The sequence below is a fragment of the uncultured Chitinophaga sp. genome (assembly GCF_902168175.1).
Taxonomy (GTDB): domain Bacteria; phylum Bacteroidota; class Bacteroidia; order Chitinophagales; family Chitinophagaceae; genus Chitinophaga.
In genome coordinates this window covers 1-24,452 of the sequence record NZ_CABHOU010000069.1, presented here as the reverse complement: position 1 = coordinate 24,452, position 24,452 = coordinate 1, and the positions used below count along the sequence as shown (strand labels likewise).

Annotated in this window: 18 protein-coding genes and 1 tRNA gene; 8 read left to right on the top strand and 11 right to left on the bottom strand. The window is 47.7% G+C overall.

Going from position 1 to position 24,452, the window contains the following annotated elements:
- Window positions 1-9 precede the first annotated feature (9 nt).
- Window positions 10-2,538, top strand: coding sequence for a DNA gyrase/topoisomerase IV subunit A (locus QZT80_RS14340; protein WP_295123062.1), 2,529 nt, complete (start codon window positions 10-12; stop codon window positions 2,536-2,538).
- Between the two features lie 862 nt (window positions 2,539-3,400).
- Here the strand turns inward: QZT80_RS14340 and QZT80_RS14335 are convergent.
- The 6 genes from QZT80_RS14335 to QZT80_RS14310 form a co-directional block, all read right to left on the bottom strand.
- On the bottom strand, window positions 3,401-4,381 hold the full coding sequence (locus QZT80_RS14335; RefSeq protein ID WP_295123060.1) for a hypothetical protein: 981 nt from the start codon (window positions 4,379-4,381) through the stop codon (window positions 3,401-3,403).
- A 66-nt stretch (window positions 4,382-4,447) separates the two neighbouring features.
- Complete coding sequence (locus QZT80_RS14330; protein ID WP_295123057.1) at window positions 4,448-5,593, bottom strand: glycosyltransferase; 1,146 nt, start codon at window positions 5,591-5,593, stop codon at window positions 4,448-4,450.
- Between the two features lie 11 nt (window positions 5,594-5,604).
- Window positions 5,605-6,555: a glycosyltransferase family 2 protein gene (locus QZT80_RS14325; protein ID WP_295123054.1), complete on the bottom strand. Its 951-nt coding sequence runs from the start codon at window positions 6,553-6,555 to the stop codon at window positions 5,605-5,607.
- Between the two features lie 21 nt (window positions 6,556-6,576).
- Window positions 6,577-7,065, bottom strand: coding sequence for a DUF4199 domain-containing protein (locus QZT80_RS14320; protein ID WP_295123051.1), 489 nt, complete (start codon window positions 7,063-7,065; stop codon window positions 6,577-6,579).
- Between the two features lie 10 nt (window positions 7,066-7,075).
- Window positions 7,076-8,341, bottom strand: a complete 1,266-nt coding sequence (locus tag QZT80_RS14315) for a dihydroorotase family protein (protein ID WP_295123048.1) — start codon at window positions 8,339-8,341, stop codon at window positions 7,076-7,078.
- A gap of 175 nt (window positions 8,342-8,516) precedes the next feature.
- On the bottom strand, window positions 8,517-9,494 hold the full coding sequence (locus QZT80_RS14310) for a helix-turn-helix domain-containing protein (protein ID WP_295123046.1): 978 nt from the start codon (window positions 9,492-9,494) through the stop codon (window positions 8,517-8,519).
- Window positions 9,495-9,780: 286 nt separating this feature from the next.
- Between QZT80_RS14310 and lptC the strand changes: the two genes are divergently transcribed.
- From lptC to QZT80_RS14280, 6 genes are all read left to right on the top strand, one after another.
- On the top strand, window positions 9,781-10,362 hold the full coding sequence (gene lptC, locus QZT80_RS14305; RefSeq protein WP_295123043.1) for an LPS export ABC transporter periplasmic protein LptC: 582 nt from the start codon (window positions 9,781-9,783) through the stop codon (window positions 10,360-10,362).
- Window positions 10,363-10,434: 72 nt separating this feature from the next.
- Window positions 10,435-10,508: transfer RNA gene (locus QZT80_RS14300), tRNA-Pro, on the top strand.
- A gap of 338 nt (window positions 10,509-10,846) precedes the next feature.
- Window positions 10,847-11,056, top strand: coding sequence for a hypothetical protein (locus tag QZT80_RS14295; RefSeq protein ID WP_295123040.1), 210 nt, complete (start codon window positions 10,847-10,849; stop codon window positions 11,054-11,056).
- Between the two features lie 269 nt (window positions 11,057-11,325).
- Complete coding sequence (locus QZT80_RS14290) at window positions 11,326-11,709, top strand: BlaI/MecI/CopY family transcriptional regulator (RefSeq protein WP_295123037.1); 384 nt, start codon at window positions 11,326-11,328, stop codon at window positions 11,707-11,709.
- A 1-nt stretch (window position 11,710) separates the two neighbouring features.
- Complete coding sequence (locus QZT80_RS14285) at window positions 11,711-13,138, top strand: M56 family metallopeptidase (RefSeq protein WP_295123034.1); 1,428 nt, start codon at window positions 11,711-11,713, stop codon at window positions 13,136-13,138.
- Between the two features lie 29 nt (window positions 13,139-13,167).
- The gene (locus QZT80_RS14280; RefSeq protein ID WP_295123031.1) at window positions 13,168-14,559 is read left to right on the top strand and encodes a serine hydrolase; all 1,392 of its coding nucleotides are present in this window, start codon (window positions 13,168-13,170) and stop codon (window positions 14,557-14,559) included.
- Here the strand turns inward: QZT80_RS14280 and QZT80_RS14275 are convergent.
- From QZT80_RS14275 to QZT80_RS14260, 4 genes are all read right to left on the bottom strand, one after another.
- On the bottom strand, window positions 14,556-16,361 hold the full coding sequence (locus tag QZT80_RS14275) for a hypothetical protein (RefSeq protein WP_295123028.1): 1,806 nt from the start codon (window positions 16,359-16,361) through the stop codon (window positions 14,556-14,558). The two genes, QZT80_RS14280 and QZT80_RS14275, sit on opposite strands and share 4 nt — an antisense overlap.
- A gap of 138 nt (window positions 16,362-16,499) precedes the next feature.
- Window positions 16,500-17,903 carry an alkaline phosphatase gene (locus QZT80_RS14270; protein WP_295123025.1) on the bottom strand — a complete coding sequence of 468 codons (1,404 nt, stop codon included), beginning with the start codon at window positions 17,901-17,903 and terminating at the stop codon, window positions 16,500-16,502.
- Between the two features lie 177 nt (window positions 17,904-18,080).
- Window positions 18,081-18,908, bottom strand: coding sequence for a hypothetical protein (locus QZT80_RS14265; protein WP_295123022.1), 828 nt, complete (start codon window positions 18,906-18,908; stop codon window positions 18,081-18,083).
- Between the two features lie 4 nt (window positions 18,909-18,912).
- The gene (locus tag QZT80_RS14260; RefSeq protein ID WP_295123019.1) at window positions 18,913-22,908 is read right to left on the bottom strand and encodes a caspase family protein; all 3,996 of its coding nucleotides are present in this window, start codon (window positions 22,906-22,908) and stop codon (window positions 18,913-18,915) included.
- A 666-nt stretch (window positions 22,909-23,574) separates the two neighbouring features.
- On the opposite strand from QZT80_RS14260, the gene QZT80_RS14255 reads away from it, so the two are divergent.
- Window positions 23,575-24,279, top strand: coding sequence for a hypothetical protein (locus tag QZT80_RS14255; protein ID WP_295123017.1), 705 nt, complete (start codon window positions 23,575-23,577; stop codon window positions 24,277-24,279).
- Window positions 24,280-24,308: 29 nt separating this feature from the next.
- Here the strand turns inward: QZT80_RS14255 and QZT80_RS14250 are convergent.
- Window positions 24,309-24,452, bottom strand: a 144-nt coding sequence (locus QZT80_RS14250; RefSeq protein ID WP_295123330.1) for an ATP-binding protein, incomplete at its 5' end; no start/stop codon positions are given.

Below are 24,452 nucleotides of genomic sequence, written 5' to 3'. Positions count from 1 at the left end.
TTAACTATCATGGAAGATAAAGTACAATCAGACGACTCATTGCACAATGTGATACACGTTGGTGGGATGTATGAAAACTGGTTCCTGGATTATGCCTCGTACGTGATCCTGGAAAGGGCGGTACCCAGTATAGAAGACGGACTGAAGCCGGTACAACGGCGCATTCTGCACGCCATGAAAGAAATGGATGATGGCCGCTATAATAAGGTAGCCAACATCATCGGGCAAACCATGCAATACCATCCCCACGGCGATGCCTCCATCACCGATGCGATGGTAAACATGGGACAAAAAGAACTACTGATCGATACACAGGGCAACTGGGGCGACATCCGCACGGGTGACTCCGCCGCGGCAGCCCGTTATATAGAGGCGCGTCCTTCGAAATTTGCGCTGGACATTGCTTATAACCCTAAAACAACGCAGTGGCAGTTGAGTTACGACGGCCGTAAGAACGAGCCGTTGTTCCTGCCTATGAAGTTCCCATTGCTGCTGGCACAGGGAGCGGAAGGGATCGCAGTAGGTCTTTCTACTAAAATTCTGCCGCACAACTTCTGCGAACTTATCGACGCTTCGATCAAATACCTGCGCGGTAAAAAGTTCGAACTTTTTCCTGACTTCCTTACAGGTGGCATGATCGACGTAGCGAACTACAACGATGGCCGTCGTGGTGGTAAAGTACGCGTTCGTGCGCATATCGAGGAGAAAGATAAAAAGACCCTGCTGGTGAAAGACGTGCCGCACGGCATTACCACTACCGGTCTGATGGAGTCGATCGTAAAAGCGAACGATAACGGTAAGATCAAGATCAAAAAAGTAATTGATAATACGGCGAAAGATGTGGAAATAGAGGTGCAACTGGCACCCGGCATTTCTCCCGATATCACTATCGATGCGCTGTACGCGTTTACCGACTGCGAGATATCTATTTCTCCCAACGCCTGTGTGATCGTAGAGGATAAGCCTAAGTTTATCAGCGCGTCCGACCTGCTGCGTGAATCGGCCGAGTTTACCAAAGGACTCCTGAAACGGGAACTGGAAATTAAGCTCGCTGAACTGGAAGATAAATGGCACTATACCTCGCTGGAAAAAATCTTCTTTGAGAAGGGCATTTATAAGGAGCTAGAGCAGAAACATAAAGATTGGGAAGCCGTAATAGTAGCGATAGATAAAGGTTTCGGTCCTTATAAAAAGAACCTGAAGCGCGACATCGCCCGCGAAGACATCCTGAAACTGACTGAGAAGCCCGTACGCCGTATTTACCGCCTTGACATCAATGAACTGAACGAACAGATCAAAGGTATTGAAGCAGAAATTAAAGAGGTAAAACACAACCTGGCCAACCTTACAGACTACACCGTTTCATATTACGAAACCCTGTTGAAGAAATACGGTAAGGGCAGGGAACGCAGAACGGAGATCAAAACCTTCGATACCATCCAGGTGCAGCAGGTGGCGATTGCCAATACCAAAATCTACGTAAACAGAGAAGATGGTTTCATAGGCACCTCACTGAAAAAAGACGAGTTTGTAGCCGATTGCTCTGATATCGATAATATCATCGTTTTCCGCCGCGATGGTAAAATGCTGGTGACCAAGGTAGCCGACAAAACCTTTGTAGGTAAGGATATTATCCATGTGGACGTGTTCCGTAAGAACGACGAACGCATGACCTACAACATGGTATATGCCGATGCCAAAACTGGTATTAGTTACGCTAAACGTTTTAACGTAACCGGTATTACCCGCGATAAGGAATACGATCTGACGAAAGGGGAGAAGAACTCGAAAGTGATATACTTTACTGCCAACGCCAACGGCGAAGCCGAAGTGGTGTCAGTAAAACTGAGCCCTAACTCAGCCGCCCGTATAAAGGAGCTGGACCTGTATTTCGAAACGATTGCCATTAAAGGCCGTAGCTCGATGGGGAACCAGGTAACGAAGTATCCCGTGCGCAGCGTTAAGTTCAAGGAGAAAGGCGTATCCACACTGGCCGGTATCAAGATATGGTACGATGATGCCATTGGCCGTTTGAACTCCGATAGCCGCGGTGTATACGTAGGCAGCTTCGGAAATGATGATAAGATCATTGTTTTCTACAAGAACGGTACCTACGAGCTTACCAACTTCGAGCTTACGAACCGCTACGATCCCGAAGAAGCAGTATATATTGAGAAGTTTAACCCGGAGAAAATAGTATCCGCGATTTACTTCGATGCTGATAAAAAACAATTCAACGCCAAACGTTTTAAGATCGAAACGTTAACGATGAACAACAAGTTTTCTTTCATCAAAGAAGGATCTAAAAACTACCTGGAACTGGTAACCACGCAGGCCGAGCCGGTGGTATTACTGAAAACCGGCAAGAAACGTGATCCTGAGGAGGAAGAGGTATCCTTACACGAATACCTTGAAGTAACCGGCTGGAAAACAGTGGGTACCCGCATTGCAGGCGACGACTTTATAAGCGCTGAGCTGCTTTCTGAAGATGAGGAAGAGGAAGAAGAAGACGGGCAGGTACAGGGCGAATTGTTCTAAAGAGTAGATTGTATTGATAGAGCCGGCTGCGTGAGCAGCCGGCTTTTTTTATGGCTTACGGTTCTCGCCTCGACGATAGTGATAGTATGTTATCGTCATGCCCTGGAGTTAGGATGGAGTGTAGAGAGTTAGGTGGAGTGTGGAGAGAGGCGGTAATGTAGTATTAGTCTGGCCGTTTATCATGCGGATGGTTATATACGCTCGCCGCGATGGGCATTTCAGTACTGGTTTTACCATGAATGAGGTAGGATTCCCACATTATCACATAATAGAGCCTACTATGATCAGTAGGGATTTACGTCGCGTTGCGATTGATGGATGACGTACAATAATCTGATGGTGCGTTGTAGTCGTTCTTCGATCGCTGACAATCATTTTATTGTGAGGAGTACGTTATATCGAAGGCCTGGTAGCGCTACCTGGAAGCAACCAGAAAGCAGGATGAAGCGGAGGATAAGCGGAGGGTGAGCGGACGGTTAGGCATGTTTTAGAGCTCGCGGGTGTGTTTGCGACAATAGTGTTAAACGCCCATAAATGATTCGGCCGATGAAGGGAGTGGTCTTTAGGTTTACGGTACGGTGTATACACCGCCGTAATAGCAGGTACATCGCGTGAATAATCGCGCACTGCAAATGACACGATGGCCCACTACTTATGTAGGTACTAAGATGGAGGATAGATGTAACGTGGATATAACCTGAGCGGCACCTGAGCGGAGGATGAGCGGACGGTGAGCGGACGGTCAGGCATGTTTTAGTATGCGCGGGTGTATTTGCGACAATAGTGTAAAAATGCCCATAAATGATTCAGCCGCTGAAGGGAGTGACACAACGGCGGCTGAATAGAAATATGTGGATGGTCCCTAACCTTTTTTCTTCTTTTTAGCAGGAGTAGCGGCCTGTCTTTCGGCTTCCACTTCCTCGTCAGTCCTGATGTTCTTCAGGTCTTTTTTGCGTTGGTCGAGCGGATTGCCTACCGGCACCTGGCCTGGTTTGAGGGCGTCGTGGAAGATTTTTTCGATGTGTACCCATTTGCCCGCGTTCCATTTAAAGCCCTCGTAATCCATGTCGGGCACGTAGGTGGCGGGTTTGCCGGGCTCATTGGTTTCGGAAATGAGGTGATCATATACCACCATCTGCATTTCCTGGTTATAGTTCAGCGAAACGTTCACATCCTGTTTGTACTCAATGATGAAGCGGTTCTTGGTAGGTTTGCGCACGGTATCTTCAGCAAAACTGAACATAGGAGCGCCAAATACGGGCTGACCGTTCTCGAAACTGAGCATCTCGATCAGTTTCTTCTGGCTGCGGAAGTTGTTGCCATCCCAACCGAAAAGGGTATAGTACTCCTTGTTAAAGTAGCGAAGCTGCACGATATTGTAATACAGGCAACCGATCCAGGCTTTAGCACTGGTAATGGTGTCCTGGTTGTTGATGTAGTCGGAATTATCGAAAAGCGGGAACAGCTTCAGCGTGTTATCCGCCGTTTTCATCTGGATGGCACCGTAGTGGCGAAACGATCGGTCGTCGCGTTGAAAGGCCCAGGTAAAGATGCGGAAACTACTGTCTGTAGGGTATTTGATTGACACGGTACGCAACGAATCGAAAGGATAGAAGAACGAGCCGGGTGTTTTTAGTGCCTGAACCAGTCCGGGAATAAACTGGTCGCAGGCTGCTTCGCGTTTATCCTGTTCCTGCGCAAAAATGATTTGCGCTGCCACATGACGAAGTGAATCTTCTTTTTCCGCCAACAGCTTGACATTAGCCGGCGTTATCCGCTGGCTGTAAGCCTTTGGAGCTATATATGAAATAAGTAAAATACAGATAAGTCGTTTAATCATCATGTTGTACGAAAGTTGACGCTAATGCTAGCCAATGGCCATCATCATAAAAACAAATTAAGACAAATTTTATTGTGTGTCCTGCAAATTTCCCAGGGCTAAAGTAAAGCTGCGCCAGGAATACCGTTGCTTTTGTTCACTGATAAAGGAGGAGAACGAGGCCGGGCCCTGGTCGAGCAAACGGAGTATGCCATCGGCTATGGCGGCGGGTTCGGGAGCTACTACGTAACCAGCCTTCCCGTCCGGTACAATCTCAGGTAATCCACCCACATTCGTAACTACCATTGGCTTTTCGAAGTGATACGCCATTTGGGAAATACCGCTTTGCGTGGCAGTGCGGTAAGGTTGTACAATGGCGTCGGCAGCCGAAAAGTAATACTTCACCTGCTCGTTGGGAATGAAGTCTGTAGCCAGTACCAGCTGATCGGAAAGGCGGTGTTGCGCAATGAGATTATCGTATTTGCTGCGGTCTTCGTAAAACTCTCCTGCAATAATCAGCTTCACATCATTCCTGGCCCTAAGACGTGCGTCGGCCATAGCTTCCAGCAATAAATCGAGGCCTTTATAACCGCGGATAAAACCAAAGAACAGCAGGTACTTTTTACCGGCGTCCAGGTGGAGTGCTTTAATGGCTTCCTGCCTGGGAACCGCATCGCCAAAGTTGTCGTACACCGGGTGAGGGGAGAAGATGGCCGGTTTTTGGGTGATGCGGCGGAGATCGTCCAGCACTTCCTGGCTGAGCGTAATAAACGCATCGCACTGGCGCACGAAGTAATGCGTAAATGGCACATCACCTGGCCGCTTTTCGTGCGGTATCAGGTTATGTATCAGCCCTATCACCTTTGTTTTACCACTCTTTTTCGCCTGTTTTACCACTGTGCCCAAACTCGGCCCCATCAGCGGCAGCCAAAAAGCAACAATGATAATATCCGGCGCCTGTTTACGAAGTTGTGCACCAATCCGGAGCCAGTTGAGCGGGTTCATGGAATGCACCGAACGGCGGATACGCAGTCCTGCAGGGGCGGCACCTTCCGCGAACTGTGTTTTACCGGGGAACATAAAAGACGGGTACTGGAACGAGAACGTTTCGATACTCACCTCGTTGCCCTGCAACATCAGTTCATGCGCGAGGCGCTCATTAAAAGCCGCCAGCCCACCGCGTAAAGGGTGGGCCGGACCAAGTATAACTATTTTCTTATTAGTGATCGTAGTCAAAGCAGTAGGGTTTAACCTTTGTTATCCAGGCGTTGTTCCACCAGGTAATTATTCCTGTCGGCCGAGTTGCGGGTAACCAGTTCGGCGATGAAGCCGGTAAGGAACAGTTGCGAACCAATGATCATGAACAACAGTGAGAGGTAAAAGATGGGCCTGTCAGTCATATTATATTGCAGGTTCACGATTTTGGCAAAGCCCAGGTAAAAAGCAATACCGAAGCCAAACAGGAAAAACACGAAACCCAGTGCGCCAAAGAAATGCATGGGCCGTTTTCCGAATTTACCCACGAACATGATAGAGGCGAGGTCGAGGAAGCCGTTGATGAAACGTTCGAGGCCGAACTTGGTGACGCCGTATTTACGGGCCCTGTGTTCCACCACCTTTTCACCGATCTTCCGAAAGCCCGCCCATTTGGCGATTACCGGGATGTATCGGTGCATTTCACCATATACCTCTATCGATTTTACTACCTTTCTTTTATATGATTTGAGGCCACAGTTAAAGTCGTGCAGTTTAATGCCACTCATTTTAGCCGTTACTCCATTAAAGAATTTAGAGGGAATGGTTTTCATGATCGGATCGTAACGCTTCTGTTTCCAGCCGCTGATCAGGTCATAACCATCACGCATGATCAGGTTGTACAGTTCAGGGATTTCGTCCGGACTATCCTGCAGGTCGGCGTCCATGGTGATTACTACGTTTCCTTTGCAGGCGCGGAAGCCTTCATTGAGGGCGGCCGATTTGCCATAGTTACGCTGGAACCGGATACCTTTTACGTTGTTGTTGGTAGCAGCGATCCGGGTAATTACTTCCCAGGAGTCGTCGGTGCTGCCATCGTCTACCATCCAAACTTCATAGGAAAAGTTGTTGGCCTGCATTACGCGGTCGATCCACGCGGCCAGTTCCGGCAGAGATTCTTCTTCGTTTTTTAAGGGAACGATAACGGATATGTCTAAACTCATTGTATTGTCCGGATTATAGGTCTATTGTTTTTTGAGGGCGAAGGCCGTAATACCTGCTGCAATGGTACCGAGTATCAATTGAGGGAAAATAATCCCCGCAAGTGATGAAGCGGTAAGCCTTTGTTCAAGGAGGGCCTGGTTTTCCTTTATATCTTTATCGGTGAGCGTTGGATCAGCTTTACGCGCATTTTCACTTGCTTCGGTCAGCATTTTCTCTTTAAAGCCGGGCATTGTTTTAGTGAAGATCACTACCGCCAGCCCGAACACAACCGTTACTACCGCTACCGTTCTAAAACCATTAGAGAAAATGTTGCCCACCGTTAGTTTATCGCTGGTCAGTTTTGTGTACTGAAAACAGGAGATAACTACAGCAGCGATCAGCAGCAGGGCCACGGCCATCAGGAAGAAAAAGCTGGGCAGCTGATGATTTACATTGTAAAATACTACGAACAGCAGGATGTCTATAGCAGCAAAAATGAGCCCGTAGCGTACATGTATTTTAGTGTTCATTAATCGTCTTTTAACCTATGTAAGCTTTGCCGTTATTGAATATTCCTACCACAGCACCTTTCAGTTCGCGGCCAAGATAAGCTGAATTTTTTGATTTAGAACCGATATGTGCAGGTCCGAAAGTATACTCCGTATCCGGCGTAAACAGCGTGAGTTCTGCCTGTGCGCCTTCTTCCACAGATGGCGTGGGCAGGTTAAATACTTTACGTGCGCCGTTGCTCAGCATATCTACAATTTGTTCGGCAGGAACTTCGGGAAGGGCGGTACGGAGTGCGCCAAAGCAGCTTTCCAGGCCAATCATGCCATATTTAGCGTACTCGAATTCCACCTCTTTGGCATCCCAGTCCTGCGGGAGGTGATGGGTAGCAAAGCAATCGATAAGCCCTTTTTTTACCGCATCTTTCAGGGCGGCCACATCTTCTTCCGTGCGCAACGCCGGATTCACCTTCAGGTTAGTATCGTAATCCTGCAGGTCGGCATCGGTGAAAGTAAGATGGTATGGAGTAACTGAGCAGGTAACCTTCACGCCTTCTGCTTTGGCGGCGGCAATCAGTTCTACCGATTTTGCCGTGCTAACGCCGGTGAAGTGGATGCGCGATTCGGTGTAACGTGCCAGTTCCAGGTCGCGACGGACCATGATTTCTTCCGCAATGGCCGGTTTGCCGGGCATGCCCAGGCGGGTAGAGTGTATACCCTCGTGCATGAGGCCGTGGGCCGATATCGTATGATCGTCAGGTATTTGGATAACAGTTCCGTCGAACGCTTTTACATATTGCAGGGCTTTGAGCATCAGGCCCGAAGACTGCAAAGGTTTAAGGCCGTCCGAGAAAGCTACCGCACCGGTAAGGCGCATTTCATACATCTCCGCCAGGGAGCTGCCTTCAATGTTTTTGCTGATGGCGCCAATAGGCAATACGTTTACCAGTCCGTTACGGGTTTGGCTAAGCACGTACTCTACCTGAGGTTTTGTTTGGACGGCTGGTTGCGTGTTCGGAACGACCATTACCGTGGTAAAGCCGCCAACAGCCGCGGCCCTGGAGCCGCTTTGCAAATCTTCCTTGTATTCCTGCCCGGGGTCGCAAAAATTGGCGAATACATCTACCCAGCCGGCAGACACATGGAGGTCGCGGGCAGATATTATCTGCGCATCGTCCGGTGCCACTACTTCGTCGCCAATCTTTTGAATAATGCCATTTGAAATGAGAATGTCCTTTTGTTGCCCGTTGAAGGGAGAATGAGATGCAACTATCCGTACGTTTTTGAGTAATATATGCATTGCAGAAATTAATCTTTATGGTCAAAACCAATCCGGGGCAAATGTAATATAAATGTGCTAAAGATGAATGAGGGGTGGGGAGAAGGGATCATACTAAAATCAGCAAACCCCTGCTGTAACCAGGCAGGGGCTGCTTTTATAATGGAACTTGGAGAACTGTTAAAATTTATAGCTTTTATTGTTCGCGGCGCAGTGTAACCGGGTCGCAACCAAAGAATTTGATAAATGCACGTATAAAAGCCATGTAACTATAGTACCCGGTTTTGTGCGCCACGGCCAATTTGCCGGAGGGCGTCTGCATCAGCAGGTCGTAAGCCCGGTACATCCGTACCTGGAGCAGGTAGTCATCAAAGCTGATATTAAAAAGCTGCTCAAATCCGCGGGTAATCACCTCTTCGCTCAGCTGCGACTTAACAGCCATCGCTGGCAGTGTGATGTCGAAATCGGGATGGTTGCTCAGGTACATTTTGAGCAGCGATAACCGGTCTATGGTACGTTGGTCCAGCTCCAGCTTTGGTAATTTCTCATTTTTAAGCTGGGTGAGGAACTGGAGGTACATATCCAGGAAGTTGCGGCGGAAGAAATACTTCGCCTGCTGGTGTACATATTTGCAGGAAATAATGCGGTTCAGCGTTTCTCTCCTTACCTCGTCTATTTTGTATGGAAAGCCGTTTATCAGGGCACTTTGATCGAACAGGGGTAGTTGCTCCAGGGCTTTGAACGCCGGGTATTTTTCCGCCACGTCCTTTATCCTCGTTGGGTCCAGGTTTAAGTGGATGCTCAATGAACTGTCGATCGCCGGCCAGGCAGTATGTACTTCAGGCAGCAGGTTAAACAGGTTACACTCATTATCCCCCAGTATAACCGGGTGCCCGTCCCTGAGTTGAGCCGGAATGTTGCCACCGAACCAGTGATGCAGTGCCAGTACATGGTCGGCAGTAAAAGGGTTGAGGGTGGTGAGCGTTCTCATATTGATGTAGTGCATCCAGAACGAGAAGGGGCCTATCTTAATATTAAGCTCCAACAGTTCGCCCTGCTCATCGCCGGCGAAGTAGGTGCGCGCATAAGGGATCAGGTGCTTCACCAGATGTGCCGGTACCTGTGCTGCAGGTATGGCGATGTTATCTGTCCGTTCGATAAGTAAAACGTTCATTGGTTTAACGTTTAATTGGTAAGGAGTTAAAAATCCTTAAGCTAAAATCGGATAACTATTTTCCCATATTAGTAACGACAAATATGCGATCAAGGGGGTATATATCAGCTAAAAATATTTTTATTTTGACAGTCTGGGAATCAAATATACTAATACGCTTTCACAGATGCAAGGTTGCATTTCCGGTCAAAAAAATAGCTGATTATCATGTATTTATTAAATTTCAATGTTTATTGCGCGTAAGTTCTGTAATTTGCGGCTTCGCCTGTACCAAATAACAAGTAAAATGCGTAAAAGATGTTACCCGGTAATGTTGCTGCTGGCAATGTTTTCCTCCATCCTTATATCCTGCAAAAAGGAAGAAAGTGTGCCCTTTGAAGAGGAACGCAGTACCCAATTGGCTGGTACCTATGATTTTGTAGGTATGTCGGTAGATGCCGTACAAACCCTTACCACCAAAATGGACGATGATATCCTGAAGGCAGTGATGATCACCCATTACGATACTAAGAACAATACCGGCACTACCGTTATTGCCGGCTCCACTATCCAGAACAATAACTATGGCTATCGCATGGAAGCAACCAGCGAAGTGAAATACTATCTTAATGGCAATGTGGTAGACGAAGGAACTGTAACCAGCAGCGACACGGTGCCCGTGAGCAGCAACCTCCTGCAGTACAGGCTTAAGGGAGCCGATTCCATTTATACCACAGCCGGTGTTCCGCCAGTTACGCAGGGCGGCAGGTATTATTGGAAAGGCGATACCCTGATCATCGCTCAACGGATTTTAATGGATGTGGGAGATGATACCGATCGTTCCGTGTCGGATATTAATACGTTGACGAAGTTGAAGAAGCGGAAGTAGAAATATTTTGAAAAATAAAAAAGATAATTACCTTTGCAACCCCGTCACGAAAATATCGTGAGAACAACAGTTCGGGACGTAGCGCAGCCCGGTAGCGCGCTTGCATGGGGTGCAAGAGGTCGCTAGTTCGAATCTAGTCGTCCCGACGAACTTAAGGCGAAAGCCCGCAAATAGCAATATTTGCGGGCTTTTTCTTTTGGGCTCCCGCGAAGTTCTATCAATTCACATCAATGTATCCGTAAACAAATTTTTTTCAATAAACTTACTCACGCGATTCGTTGCAACTCATTGATATTTATTAAATCAACTCCTTTTCTGTTGCTTTTAGACGTAGTTCACTGGCGGTATTTAGTAATAATTAAATCGAAGCGTAATTTTTTCACTCCTGCCCAACATCACCGTGCCACTCACCGCATTGTCTTACCTGGGATATGTTTTTGCCCGTACAAACGGGCACTACCAGTTATTTTAGTTATCTTAGGTAATGTCAAAATATAAAGATGTAGTTGTAAATCTTTCTACAAAACACCCTGAAACAGGCGAAGCCGTGCCTGCAGGACAGACCTACGTAATTGGTGTATTGGGTAACAAAAAGAAATGGTATGCAATTGACAGCCAGCTTTTAAACAAGTTGTCAAACGAGGACCTTCAAAAGGAACTGTTTAAACTATTGCATCCCCAAACACATCATTAAAGGCTTTCCGGATAATCCGGACCGAAGGGTTGGTTTCCTGTCGGACGATGCGGAATAAAGATGCATCTAAGGAAATAAGAACCCGTCAAAAAATGAAGAAAGGCTATACCGGCATAGCTATAAATCTGACTATAAAGTAGCCTGAGATGACCAAGTCGTCTGCACCTTAATGCGCCACATTGGACGCAAAAACGTCGCCCGAAAACTTAACCTGATAAGAATAACTAAGAATCTTTTCTTACTGTAAGAAATGTTTCTTACATTCGGTTATGGTTAACACTCCCCACGAACCCACTAAGTCGGAACTGGAAATCCTCCAGGTCCTCTGGCAATCGGGCCCTTCAACGGCCCGCTATGTCAACGATTACCTGAATGAGCATGTTCGCCCGGTTATATACATGTCTACCCTCAAACTCATGCAGATCATGGTGGAAAAGGGGCTGCTTGAAAAGAATGATGCGCAGTCGAAGCATGTTTACTCGGCCGCTCAGGAGGAATCGAAAACAAAAGATATACTGCTAAATACGGTCGTCGACCGGATCTTCAAAGGCTCTGCATCTGATCTTGTAATGCAGCTGCTGGGCGGCAAGAAGTTGAGTGCTACGGAAAGGAAGACATTCGAAGCATTGATTAAAAAACTTGACCAGCAATAATATGATACCACTGATCATCACATCTGACTTGGTCCGGGCTTTAGGCTGGACGCTGTTACATTCGCTATGGATAGGGGCAGGGGTATTTGTGTTAACGGTCATTGGATTAAGCCTCACTCAACGGTCTTCGTCGGCCGTGAGATACAGGATGCTGACGGGTTTCTTGTTGCTTTTTTTGTTCACTACTGTTTTAGCAGGCTTCCTCCAGTTCAGAAGTTTGCCTCATCACACAATACTTAAAGAACGGTATACAGCCGGAATATTCCAGGTGCAGACCACTCATATTGAGCATGGCGGTATACTTGCATGGATCGACGGATACGCTGGCTGGATCGTTTTCTTATGGGCGATTGTCCTGCTTTTCAGAACGTACAGATTATGTCGAAGTCTTAATGAGCTGCAACAACTTCGATCTGCCGCAACATTGGTATCAGCAGGCCAATGGCAGGACAGGCTTGCCAGCTTCAGCAAACGCCTGAAAATCCCCAGAAATGTCGTGTTACTGGAATCGGTGAAGGTGAGTGTGCCGCTTACATTGGGCCACTTTCGTCCGGTAATAATCGTTCCCGCCGGGTTTTTATTTGAACTGCCTTATGCGCAGGCGGAGGCGATCCTGTTTCATGAACTTGCCCATATCTATCGTAAAGATTACCTCTTCAACCTGCTACAGCATGTTGCCGATACAATATTCTTCTTTAACCCGGGATGGGTATGGCTTTCACGCCTAATCCGTGAACAGCGGGAAATTTGTTGCGATGATATGGTGCTGAAGCATACCAGCCATAAAAGTGAGTACCTGAAAGGCCTGCTCGCATTCGATATTGCCCACGATCGCTTTTCTCCTATTCAGCTAAGTGTTAAGGGCAGTCCACTCGCCAGGCGATTATACCGCATGATTGAAAACAGGGACCGGCCAACGGGGTTTATGACTAAGGCAATTGCGCTGTTAATCGTACTCGCACTGCCGCTCGCTGCCTTTGTTGTTTCAGGACGGAAAAGCCATGTGCCGGTCGTTGCGGCGAACACCCTGCCGCCTGATACCGTACAGCCACGTCAAAAACTGGTTGTTAATAAGGCAGTATCCCAGCCTAAACCGAAGTCCAAACCCAGGCAGGCAATTAAGGAAAAAAAGCCCTCAATACCAGCAGATACAGCCTTTCGCATGGCGAGCATCCGCTTTGAAAAAAGCAATGAGGACATGGCGAACAGGATTATGACGGTAAAGGATTGGGAAGGAAATACCTACCATGTGCAGATCGCCCAAAATGAGTTAGTGGCCTTGTCGATCAATGAAACGGTGATACCTGAAGAACAATTACCCGGCTACCTCGGATTGCTTGCCAGAATTGATGATGCCTGGAACAAGGCCAGGGCCGGTAAAGCATTGGCCATGGCCAGGTTAAGTGCGGATGGAAAGAAAGGTCGTTAGACTAAGCTACCACTTAAATCTCCATAAATATGAACATCTTTTTCAGAGCACTGACAGTGCTCCTGCTATGCTATTGCCCAATCGCTTCGGCGCAGGACAATACTATTTATAAGATCGATACGCTTATGACGAACCGGTTTAAGCCTGATGAACCCGGCGGAACTGCGCTGGTCGCCAAAGATGGTAAGATCATTTATCAAAAAGCCTTTGGTATGGCCCAAATGGAACTGGGCGTACCTAGTGACACGGGTATGGTGTATTACATCGCCTCCAACACAAAACAGTTTACGGCTGTGGCTATTCTTCAGCTGGTGGAGAAGGGACTTATTGCACTGAACGACAGTCTTGGTAAATATGTGAACAGCAAACCGCCCGTATCGCAGATCACGATCAGGCAAATGTTATCGCATACTTCTGGCTTAAATGGCAATGGGTACGCTGATTCACTGCACATCCCGGCGGGCGATAACACACAGGCGGAGGCGGAACGTTATGCCGCCAGGAACATGGCTTTTCCTGCCGGTAGCAAATGGCAATACAACAATGCTAATTTCCAGGTGCTTGGTCACATCATTGAAAAACTCAGTGGAAAAACTTACCAGGAATATATTATTGAAAACATATTTAAACCTGCAGGAATGAGCGCTTCCTATGTAGCCAGCGATGAACCGCTGATCAATCGACGTGCAACAGGGTATGGCGTTTTTCGCAGGGGTATCGTTAATATGCCGCTCCACGATACGCAGGGCTTCTTCGCCTCCGGTGGCATATTATCAACAGCGATGGACATGTATAAATGGAACCAGGCATTAAAGTCGGGCATACTGCTAAATAAAAAAACACTGGAACAGGCTTTTGCCGCGCAAAAGTTAAACAATGGACAATCGGCCCGCTATGGTTTCGGATGGTATATCGATACTTTACGTGGCAGCCTGTATCATCGCCATGGTGGCCTGATACCCGGATTTATGTCTGAAACGCTGTACCTGCCTGCGGAAGATATTTATGTGGTCATCCTTTTAAATTCAGAATCGGGGCTGAACCCGCAGGTTTTATCTCGCATCATCGCCGCAGAACTGGCGGGCAAGCCGTTTGAGTTTAAGCAAAGCCCTATAGAACGACAGCACCTCGGCGGTTACGCCGGACTTTATGAAAACGACCGCGGTGAACAGGTGAACATTACAGAGGCTGATGGGAAGATGTATTTCCAAAGACCCAAAGGACGCAGGTATGAATTAAAACATTCCGATACCGATCAATTTTACCTGGATAAAGATTTTATATGGGTGGAGTTTAAGCGGGGGAAGAACAGGAAAGTAGATAACCTGGTAACGAGCTGGGTGGGCACAATGCCATCTACCTGGAGTAAAACGGGTAAACCAGTGCTGCAGTTGAATGAAACGGGGCAAGTACAGCCCTAACGCCTTATCAGCCCTGCCTTGCGCATCAAAAAGGTCGCATTCTTATTTTTTGCGATCCCTTTATTGATCGTGTAGTCGAAAGTCAGTTTGTCTTCCTCAATCTGACTTTCGAAACAATAATTACTTACCTGTCCGGGATGCTGTTGTTCGAGCTCCCCCAGTGCAAGATCATGGGTGGCGATGATACACAGGCAGTCGTACGCTAAAAACTCCTGTATCAAACCAACGGAACCTTGCAGTTTATCTGCCGAGTTGGTGCCTTTCAGTATCTCGTCAAGCAGTATCATCATGCGTTTGCCTGCCCTTAACTGATCTGCTATCTGCGAAAGACGGCTAATTTCTGCGTAGAAGTAGGAGGTATCTTCTCCCAGTGAATCTGTAACACGCATGCTGGTGTACAGTGTCACGAGGCTACAGGTGAACGTTGTAGCATATACAGGAGCGCCGGCATAGGCCAGTACCATATTAATGCCGATCGTTCTGAGGAATGTGCTTTTACCCGACATATTTGCACCGGTGAGTACGATCACTTTTTCATCTGTTAAAGAAGTAAAATTGTTCTCCACACAAGGGTGTTTCCTGATCAGCGGATGCCCTAAATTTTCAGCTTCAAAGAAGGTGGAGGTACTAAATGCCGGATACGTATACCCTGGATTATTAAACGAGAAATTCGCAAGGGAACTTAGTTCGTCTACCTTGAAAATACTATCCAGCCACTTGGGCATCTGCTCACGGTGTTGGGCTTTCCACTTGTCAATCGCCGCAATACAGTGAAGATCGAAAAGAAAAAATCCGTTTAGGATAAAACCTACCACGTCGTTTAAACGCTGATCGAAGAAGTTGAGTTTTACGGACAGTGATTTTATACTGGCATGCGCGTATTTACTATCTCCCGCTAAAGCCGTTAAGATCTCACTGTTAAACGGCTGCCTGTTCATCAGCTCCAGCAACCGCGCATATTTATTCAGTATGTGATGTTTGTTGGAAACAACAGCATGTATTTTGTTGAGCTGATGGTGAAGCGACTGGATAAATGCCAGGTTCAGCAGAAAGGAAAATATCAGGAAAGGGAATGATACGATGCCCGCTATGGCCAGTACTATCAAAGAAAAAAAGACAGCTGGCAGCACAAAACTCAGTACGCGTAGGAAAGGCCTGTTTAAGCGGCTTTTTTCGGAGTGTAACCATGCGTTCAATTGTTCGATGTCATTGGGCGTTTCCTGGTTTTCCCGTCCAATAGCCATAAACTGTTGCCGGAATTCCAGCATGGGGGTTAAGGCGGATACGGCTTCCTGGCGTTGCAGTACCTTTTCTGCATTAACGTCGTTCTGTTCGAGCGTAGTTACCAGTAATCGTTCTCCGGTTGTGGTGCAGGTCCTGTTCAGCATCTGGAACAGGGAGTTTTTACCGAATATGTCCAGGTCGTAGGAGTAGGGGTGGCCTGGAGTGACATATACATCGCCTGCCGGTAAATTGGTATAGTCGCCTTTTAATGCCGCTTCTTCCTGCTCATTGAGCCGTTTTAAACACCCGAAATAAGCCGCCTGCCTGTTTGCCCTGCCATGCGCAGCAACCAGCATCACGAAGACTACCGCACTGAGTAATGTCGATGCCATCCAAGTGACAGATATGTTCGACAGGAACATAAATACTCCGATGATGATCAGGATACCGGCAATAAGCCGGAATAACGACAACAACCGGCCTCTCATCGTAAACTGACTTTCTAACTGTGAAAAGTGAATAGCACGGGTTTTATAGAGCGTTTCAAGATTATCTGCAGTACTATTAGCAATGGACATATCGGTTATCATTTATACACAGCAAGGTGGTCTTCCAAAAGTAAATGTATTTATCGCTAAAGTGAAAAAAATAGTGACGCCACTAAAAAGCCCCGAGGTCATCACAACCTCAGGGCTTTCTTATGACCAAGAATACGTTTACTTCCTCACCTCAACTCCCGCCGCCTTTAACATGATATTATGCAGGTCGGAGTTCTTTACAAACAACGGCACTAACTCACTGCCTGGCCCCATTACGGCCAGTTCCACATGGTCGGCGGAGTGGTCCATAGAGCCCCAGCCAATGCCATTGTACGCGCTTTGTATCATGCCCAGTTCTTTAAAGGGAAGTTTGTAGGGATTATACAATCCATCAGCATCCATCTTTGTGTAGTGGGACAGGAGTTCGGCGGCTTCTTCCTGTTTAATGGCATAACCCTGCGCTGCTTCAATACGTTCGATCACTTGTGCTGCGCTAAAGTTTTTAGTGATGCCATGCAGTATCCAGTCGTTCGATTGTTTATAGGTCTGTATTTTATCGAAATTGATATTGGCTTTGCCGCTGTAAAAGAGGCCGGGGTTGGCATTACCGTGATCGGTAGTGATGAAGACCAACGTGTTTTTATCTTTCAGTGCAAAGTCTACCGCAACTTTAATGGCATCATCAAAAGCGATCTGGTCGTAAATTAATGCACCTGCATCGTTGGAGTGTGCCGCCCAGTCTACTTTTCCGCCTTCCACCTGTAGCACGAAACCTTTTTTATTGGTGTTCATGTAGTCGATCGCGGTTTTAGTCATTTCGGCCAGCGAGGGTATTGCTTTTTGAATGCCGGTATCCTGCATGGCATCGAGGGTAAAGGGCAGACCGTCTTCATGAAACACGCCCAGTACGGGTTTGTTACTGCCTGGTTGTATCGATAACATGGCGTTACGGTCGCGTACTACCTGATAACCTTTCTGCTGGAACTGGCCGTACACATCGGCTTTATCTTTACGTTTATCGGCACTGAAAAACTCATGTCCGCCGCCCATCATGATATCAAAACGGAGGTCGAGGTATTTTAACGCGATATCTGACTGGTCACCGCGACTTTTTACATTTACGCAAAAGCCTGCGGGAGTGGCATGGGTAATGGGCACAGTGGTTACGCAGCCTACGGATTTACCCGCAGCTTTAAATTTCTGGAGAATAGGCTGATGTTCTGTTCCGTCGGCACTCACGTTCAACGATCCGTTGGGTACACGTACACCACCACCCCAGGCAGAGCTGCCTGCTGCGGAATCCGTCACCAGTGAGCTGGCCGAAGCGGTATCCATCATGGAACGTTTCGCTAACCCATCTTCGTAAAGCTTTATCCACTGCGAGCTGCGACCTTCTTTACGTTGCAGCAGCATGTGGGCCATAGTAAGTGTGCCGGTACTCATCCCGTCGCTTACCAAAAAGATGATGTTTTTTGCCTGTGCCTTCGGTTGTATGGCGGCGGCTATGCTACGCCCGGGAACAGCAATGGTGGTGCCCAGTGCGGCCAGGGATGTATTGCGGAAAAAGTCTCTTCTTTTCATGGCTGCAAAGATGTGTGGCTATTCTGTGATGGGGTAACCATTCCGCCCAATTAACAATAAGTTAATCTTGCGGCACTGATAGTGATCGCCTCTAACACAAAGGCCAAACATTTATCCGGCGTTCAAATGGTCTAAACAAAAACGGGTGGCAATTCAATTGCCACCCGTTTCTATCTTTTAGTCCAGGCTTAACATTCCCGGCCGCGCTTCGTTTTCGTCCAGCAGTACATGCGGCGAAAGGAATTCGGGATCTCCGGGCTTCAAACCTTTCTTCGGTGTAACGTTCTCCCGTATCGCTACTTTGCCTGAAGCGGCATCGTACTCCAGTTTTACGCAGGAAAAGGCAAAAGTGAGGGGCGTTTCGTTGGTAAAGGTGATCGTGGTTTTAGATGTTTTTGCCACTTTCACGGCCAGTTTACCATCGGCCACGAATTTCTCTATCAGCGGAATGCTGGCATCAAATGAGGTATCGCTGCCCGATTCATCGTTGATCGAAAAACTGTTGCTTACAATAGCGTCTGTTACCAGCAACATATCGGCGGCCTCGTCACCTTCAAATACAGCCAGCGAGGCGTTCTCGGTATCGATATTGTTTTTGCTTACTGCCTGGCCTAATGCGCCCAGGTCTATCCACTGCCGCTGTACGTTGGTGAAGGAAAGCGACATCTGTTTAACGCCTTTTAACACGAAGCCCAGGGCAATGCTGTTAAAGTTCAGGGCTTTAAAAAATCCATCGAGTATGTTAAAACCAACATCGGCGTCCATGGTTTTGGTGCGTTCTGTGGATACATCTGATACGATGGTGGTTTGCACGGGAAGATTAAAAGCGGAAGTGTCTTTCAACAGGAATTTAAACTCTCCGCGAAACTTGGTTTCATCTTTTACCGAGGCCAATACCATCAGTGGTTTCATTCTTTCTTCGGGCACCTTCAGCGGCGTGGCCGAAAAGGTGTCGCGAAGGAATTCAGTGGTTTGATTTTTACAAAGCCGTTTTCTAAATGACATCTAATTATGGTTTTTGAGGTTCATGAACAGGGGTGTTACTGGCTACGGGTGGTTTTGTGGCACCGGGCCGGCCTTTGCGGATGGCATCGACGAACTTGTCGGCTACCAGCGAAAAGCCTTCGTTGGTAGGATGTATTTCATCGAACCAGCTGTCGCGGTCCACCAGTTTACGGGCATCTACATAACTGGTGTTCTGCGGGAATTTATCTAACGCTCTTTTCAGGTGTTCGTTAAACCGGTCTACGATAAAGGCAATTACTCTTTCGCGTTCGGCCTGGTCTTCTATTTTCTTTTTGATCATGTATTGCCCAAGCCAGCTGGTTGTCTTGGGGAATTGCACCGTATCTATCGGTATGATATAATCATAACTCTGGCTAATGATGTGCAGGTCGGGGTAACGTATCAGCAGTTCCCTGAACATCTCCACATACCAGTCTTCCAGTTGTTGCAGTTTGGTAAAGAACTCAGGCTTCAGGTATTTCTTGGGCGTGTCTTCTCCGGCTTCCGGCGTGTCGCGCAAAAAGCCTTCGAACTGGCTGCCAAGTATATCATTACCACCGCCGCTTACCAGGAATATATCTACCTCTTCGTCCTTAATTGCATCCAGGTATTCACGGTCTTTCATGTAGTTTTCCATCGTATCGCCTGCTTCGGCAAAACTGCGGATGGCATACACTTTATAAAGATGATCAAGCGTATCCTGCACCAGTATCGGGTACTGGAACCAGGAGTCGCCTTCGGCTACAATACGTATGCGACCGGTGTCTTTCAACTTGCGGTACATCTTTTTGCGTTGCAACGTTTCTACTTTATTGCCAGCCCATATCTTAAAGTTCGCCAACAGCCCTTTATCCAGGACCACTGTAATTTCTTCTTTCAATACGAGTTCTGTAGGCTGCCCGTTTTTGTCCAGCGTTACATCGTAGTAAAGCCCTGCCGCATAAAATGCTGTTTCGTCATATTCCATCAGGGCTTTTAAAACAGAGGCCTGGATGGTGTTGTACAAGGGATTTAATAACTGTATCTGCAAATGCTGCGTAGTCCAGCCTTCGAGTTTCAGGTCCCGGGGCTCGTCCGGACCATCTAACCCCCTGGTCCCGGAGCGTAAACGGGAATTGCCTGTTCTGTCCTTTAACGTGTAAGGCTCCTGCAGCCCCTCCATTTGTAAAGCATCGGCACTAAACAGTTCTGTACTTACTACAAATTTCAGATGTTCTGTAGTACCGCTCCAGTTGTACTCCCTGATGTAATCGTCCATCGTAAAGCTTACCGTACGGCGACTTTTAAAGCCCACGGATACTGTTTCGCCAGCAGGTATTTTTAGTACGCCGTCGCCCGGTAACATATGTTTTTCGGCCCGGAAAAGGCTGGTTAAAAATACGGCCGCCACATACAGGTCCTGCTGCTGCGTGTTCGTGATCTTTATTTCCAGTTCCGCTTTCCATTGTGCGGTGCGCTGTTCGTAACTTACGGTAACACTGTCGCTCTTCACCTTTAACGGTTCAGCCTTTCCGGCTGCATTAATGCGGGTCACCTTAATGTCCAGTGGCGATGTCGGGAAGTTGTCCGGAACATGCGGATTACGCAGGTTTTTCAGGAAACGCCAGCGGGAAATGTGTTGCAGCAGGTTTACAATAGCCGCATTATCTTCTTTTTGCACAGCGGGTAATGGCAGTACGAGCGGACGGTAAGTATCTCCGGGAAGCGTAACCACCGCATCGCCGCCACGTATATGCAGTGTGTAGTCGGGTGATTTACTGTTTTCACCGTCTTTGCCGCCGGATACAAAGTCGTAGTAACCTTCTGCTTTTTGCTCCAGCTGCTCCAGCAGGTCGGATAAGTCGCCCGGGTTACCGTTTACGTTGTTCAGCTCCAGTTGCAGCTGTCCTGTCATCAATCCGCGTACTACCGCTTTATGCGCCAGTTTATCATCCGGCTGTTTACTGCCGTCTATTTCCACGAATGAGTAATCAACATTGATCTTTTGCAGGGAGCCATTGTATTTTTTACCGCTCTCGCTATCAATAATCTCTATGGTACTATCTTGCTGCAAACCATGGATGGCCCCCAGGTTCAGTTGCCAGCCGGTTTTGTTGTTAAAAGTTATTTCCGACACAAAGGCGCCCATTTGCACTGGTTGGTTCAGGAAGCCTTTGCTAAGCAATGTTTGCGCTTCTTTAGCGGCGTATACACGGGGCGTTTGCGCAAAGGAGAAGCGTAAGGCCTGCCGGATACGATCACGCAGGGCGTTGTAGCTTAAACTACCGCCTGCTGCATCCAGTGTGGCGATCAGGCGTTTGGTAAATACGCCCGAGCGGTTCACTTCCAGCGACAACTGGTTGTCTTCGCAGCCGGCCATTTGTATATGCGGGGCTTCGGGTAAAAAGGTATCCGGTTTTTTAGATTTAATGCTGGCGTAGGGTTTCTCTTTCGCAAACAGGAAATGTTCCCATTCACGTTTCGGCCCTACTTCGCTTACACGGCGGCTATGCGCGCCCTCGGCATCAAAGCCGTTCGTTTTGCCACCAGCTTCGGAGGAACCCAAAGCGGCCAGTTGCAATGCACCACGTGTGTTATCGCCGGAATGGCAACAGTCGAAAATAGTAACGATATGCGCCTTTGTTTTTTCGTACAGTTCATGCAGCAGGTAACGCAGTTCTTTATCGGTTAACAGGAACTCGTGCATGTACTCACTATCGCCATCGTAACATACCAGGCATTCCAGCAGGCCGTCCAGTTCTCCCCATACTTCGTCTGCCTCTTCCTGCGCACCATGGCCGGAGTAGTAGAAAAGCAGGGTGTCGTTTTCACCGGCATCTGCCAAAAACTCTCTTATACCGCTGATAATGTTCGCCCTGGTAGCCTGCTCATTTTTAAGTACGCGTACATCTTCTTTGGCAGGGGAGAAGGCCGTGCGGTTGAACAGGTATTTTTCCATTTGCTGTACATCATTCACACATCCACTTAAAGGGTTCACCTGCTGGTAATCGTTGATGCCTACCAGTAAGGCTTTCAGTTTACCGCCCCCATGACCTCCTCCTTTGGCCTGCACAGCTGTATCTTCAAAATCATTTGGATTATAACCTTCGTTATCGGTCGTCTCCGCCATTTCATCGGCAACACTGCTGGTGCTTGCAAACTCCGCTGCTATTGCTTCTTCACTGTCCAGCGCTTTGGTAAGCCCGCGTGCCTGTACGCTTTTAGCAGCGAATGAAGGCGCTTTTACGCCACTGATCAAAGCATTCCAGTCAAAGGCAGGACCAATATCCCATTTGCCGGAAGTGCGGTAGTTAACATGTGTTACAATGCCTTTAAACGTAAGTACTTCATTGGTGGTAACAAAACGTTTGGCTTCGGGCAAAAACTCACGCGGAATATTGTATTTGGCAGTCAGGAAGCGTAATAAAATGACGGTGCTTTCTACCTGCTCTGGTGTACAATTGGCGTAATAGGTTTGTCCGCGGAAGGGGGTGGTAATTTCTGTATAGGCTTCTTTTTGCGAAAGTTTGCAATAGGGGTCGGGCGCACTTACCACACCGGTAGCCGGGTTTTTTAACCTGGAATAAATCGTTTCCAGCTGCCCTTCGCGGGGCACCAGGTAACCGTAGTTAGATATCTCTATGCCAATCGTGGCTTTATCTTCTGCATTACCCGTACCCTGGTTACCCACGCCTGCTCCCAGGTGACCACTCCATCCTGCGGAGGGGAACAGCTGGTAAATGGTGCCATCTCTCGCTATCACAAAGGCCACCGATACATGCCGGTTTTGCTGGGTAAGGCTCATCATGTCCGAGCGGGTATTGCCTGCCGTAAAATGCAACACTATCCTTTCTTTCGGATGTTGGGTAGGGTGGTAGTAGCCGGTACGCGGTGGCGAATACAACACGCCATTCAACATTAACTGCGGTTCTCCCGGCACTGGCAGGGAAAAAGGTTTAAGGTGAGGGCCGGCTTCCGTTTTGAAGCGCTTTTCAATTTCAGGTAATGAATCGAAACGCATAAAATGATTTTATGGGGTGTGGAAATTTAAATACTACATCCGGGGTGTCTTTATTTGGGATATTAAAAGCAATTCATCCTGGTCACTGTCTGCATACGTAATCGCTTCTCAACTGGGGCAATTGAATAACAAAAAAAGCTAATCAATTGTTTTTTTATATATCACTATCTCTCGTTATATCAAATATAGGTTTTTAAATAGAATTCCCTCCCGGAAAAAAATCTCGTTCATACCGAAGCAGTTTCCGATCGGGTGAACAACATATTATTACCTACACATCCTATATCGATCCTATATCCATCCTATATCCAGGTCCGCTGAAACGCAGGCCTGTGGTAACGGGGGATAAAGGATGGATATAGGATCGATATAGGGTCCTTATTGAAGGGCAGAGCATTAACCGCTCAGGGGAGTGACAAACGGTGGGGCAATACTACTACCATAATTAGTCCCCGGTAACCAACCGGCAACCAACCGGCAATTAAACGGCAACGAAAGGGCTAAAGCTCTGCCATAGCGAAAAAAACCTTAAAAAGTTGGGTTACTTCTGGCTCGTTTTGGTATTAATAGTCCCGGGTGTTTAAGCCTGCATCCGGGAAGCAGATTTGAGCTGACTGGACCCGTGATGAAAGCCTCGAAATTTATAAACACCAAAACAGAAAAACCATGATCCTGAGAAACTACAATGCTATCTCCTCCGGCGCTACAGGCCAGTTTGCCGGGCAGGTAGTGGTCCGTAAACGTTACGGACAAATAGAGATTACTAAAATGCCCTGCAAGCGCCCCGGCAAAGGCACAGAGGCCCAGGAGGCCGAAAGGCAGCGCTGGAAAGGGGCGAACGATTATTACCGCAGGCAGGTAAAGTTTGATAAACAGCGGACTGCACTGTATAAAAACGATATCCCGCGTGATTGGAACGTGCAAAACCGCGCTGTGAGCGACTACTACCATGCGCCTGAAATTACAGATGTTAATACCACGGCCTACACCGGCCATCGCGGCGATGTAATACACGTCACGGCTACCGACGATTTTATGGTGGAGCGCGTGCATGTTGCCATCTACGATATTAACGGCGAACTGGTAGAAGATGGCTATGCCCTGAAGGGTGAAGGAGATGAGTGGGTATACCGTGCAAGATGTAACAACAAAGGCGGTGGCCGTATAGAGGTGGTGGCCGGCGATATGCCCGGTAACGAAGACAGGGTGCTGTTACAGGTAAAAACAGAAATGGAAGTGATACTGGAAGCAGTGGGTATGCGGGGGCCTGTTCCGGTAAAACACCCTGTAAAGGCGTTTATCTGGAAGCGGGGAAGCAGCGTAGGGAAGGTAAATGTTGAAATGCCCCAGGTAAGGCAGGGGGCGGGATAACACTTGCGAAAACTGTTGGTATTCGCACCTTATGGCCTGTGCGAAAGCGGCAACGTAATCGTAAATATAGTACCCTTTCCTTTTTCGGATTGCGCTGATATAGTGCCTTTGTGGTTACGAACGATCTTCCTGCAAAAAGCAAGGCCGGTCCCAAATCCATGTGGCGAGGGATC

Coding starts and splice junctions, on each gene's coding strand:
- QZT80_RS14340 (WP_295123062.1), top strand. CDS start 10: ATGGAAGATAAAGTACAATCAGACGACTCATTGCACAATGTGATACAC.
- QZT80_RS14335 (WP_295123060.1), bottom strand. CDS start 4,381: ATGATGATTAAACGACTTATCTGTATTTTACTTATTTCATATATAGCT.
- QZT80_RS14325 (WP_295123054.1), bottom strand. CDS start 6,555: ATGAGTTTAGACATATCCGTTATCGTTCCCTTAAAAAACGAAGAAGAA.
- QZT80_RS14320 (WP_295123051.1), bottom strand. CDS start 7,065: ATGAACACTAAAATACATGTACGCTACGGGCTCATTTTTGCTGCTATA.
- QZT80_RS14315 (WP_295123048.1), bottom strand. CDS start 8,341: ATGCATATATTACTCAAAAACGTACGGATAGTTGCATCTCATTCTCCC.
- QZT80_RS14310 (WP_295123046.1), bottom strand. CDS start 9,494: ATGAACGTTTTACTTATCGAACGGACAGATAACATCGCCATACCTGCA.
- lptC (WP_295123043.1), top strand. CDS start 9,781: ATGCGTAAAAGATGTTACCCGGTAATGTTGCTGCTGGCAATGTTTTCC.
- QZT80_RS14295 (WP_295123040.1), top strand. CDS start 10,847: ATGTCAAAATATAAAGATGTAGTTGTAAATCTTTCTACAAAACACCCT.
- QZT80_RS14290 (WP_295123037.1), top strand. CDS start 11,326: ATGGTTAACACTCCCCACGAACCCACTAAGTCGGAACTGGAAATCCTC.
- QZT80_RS14285 (WP_295123034.1), top strand. CDS start 11,711: ATGATACCACTGATCATCACATCTGACTTGGTCCGGGCTTTAGGCTGG.
- QZT80_RS14280 (WP_295123031.1), top strand. CDS start 13,168: ATGAACATCTTTTTCAGAGCACTGACAGTGCTCCTGCTATGCTATTGC.
- QZT80_RS14275 (WP_295123028.1), bottom strand. CDS start 16,361: ATGTCCATTGCTAATAGTACTGCAGATAATCTTGAAACGCTCTATAAA.
- QZT80_RS14270 (WP_295123025.1), bottom strand. CDS start 17,903: ATGAAAAGAAGAGACTTTTTCCGCAATACATCCCTGGCCGCACTGGGC.
- QZT80_RS14265 (WP_295123022.1), bottom strand. CDS start 18,908: ATGTCATTTAGAAAACGGCTTTGTAAAAATCAAACCACTGAATTCCTT.
- QZT80_RS14260 (WP_295123019.1), bottom strand. CDS start 22,908: ATGCGTTTCGATTCATTACCTGAAATTGAAAAGCGCTTCAAAACGGAA.
- QZT80_RS14255 (WP_295123017.1), top strand. CDS start 23,575: ATGATCCTGAGAAACTACAATGCTATCTCCTCCGGCGCTACAGGCCAG.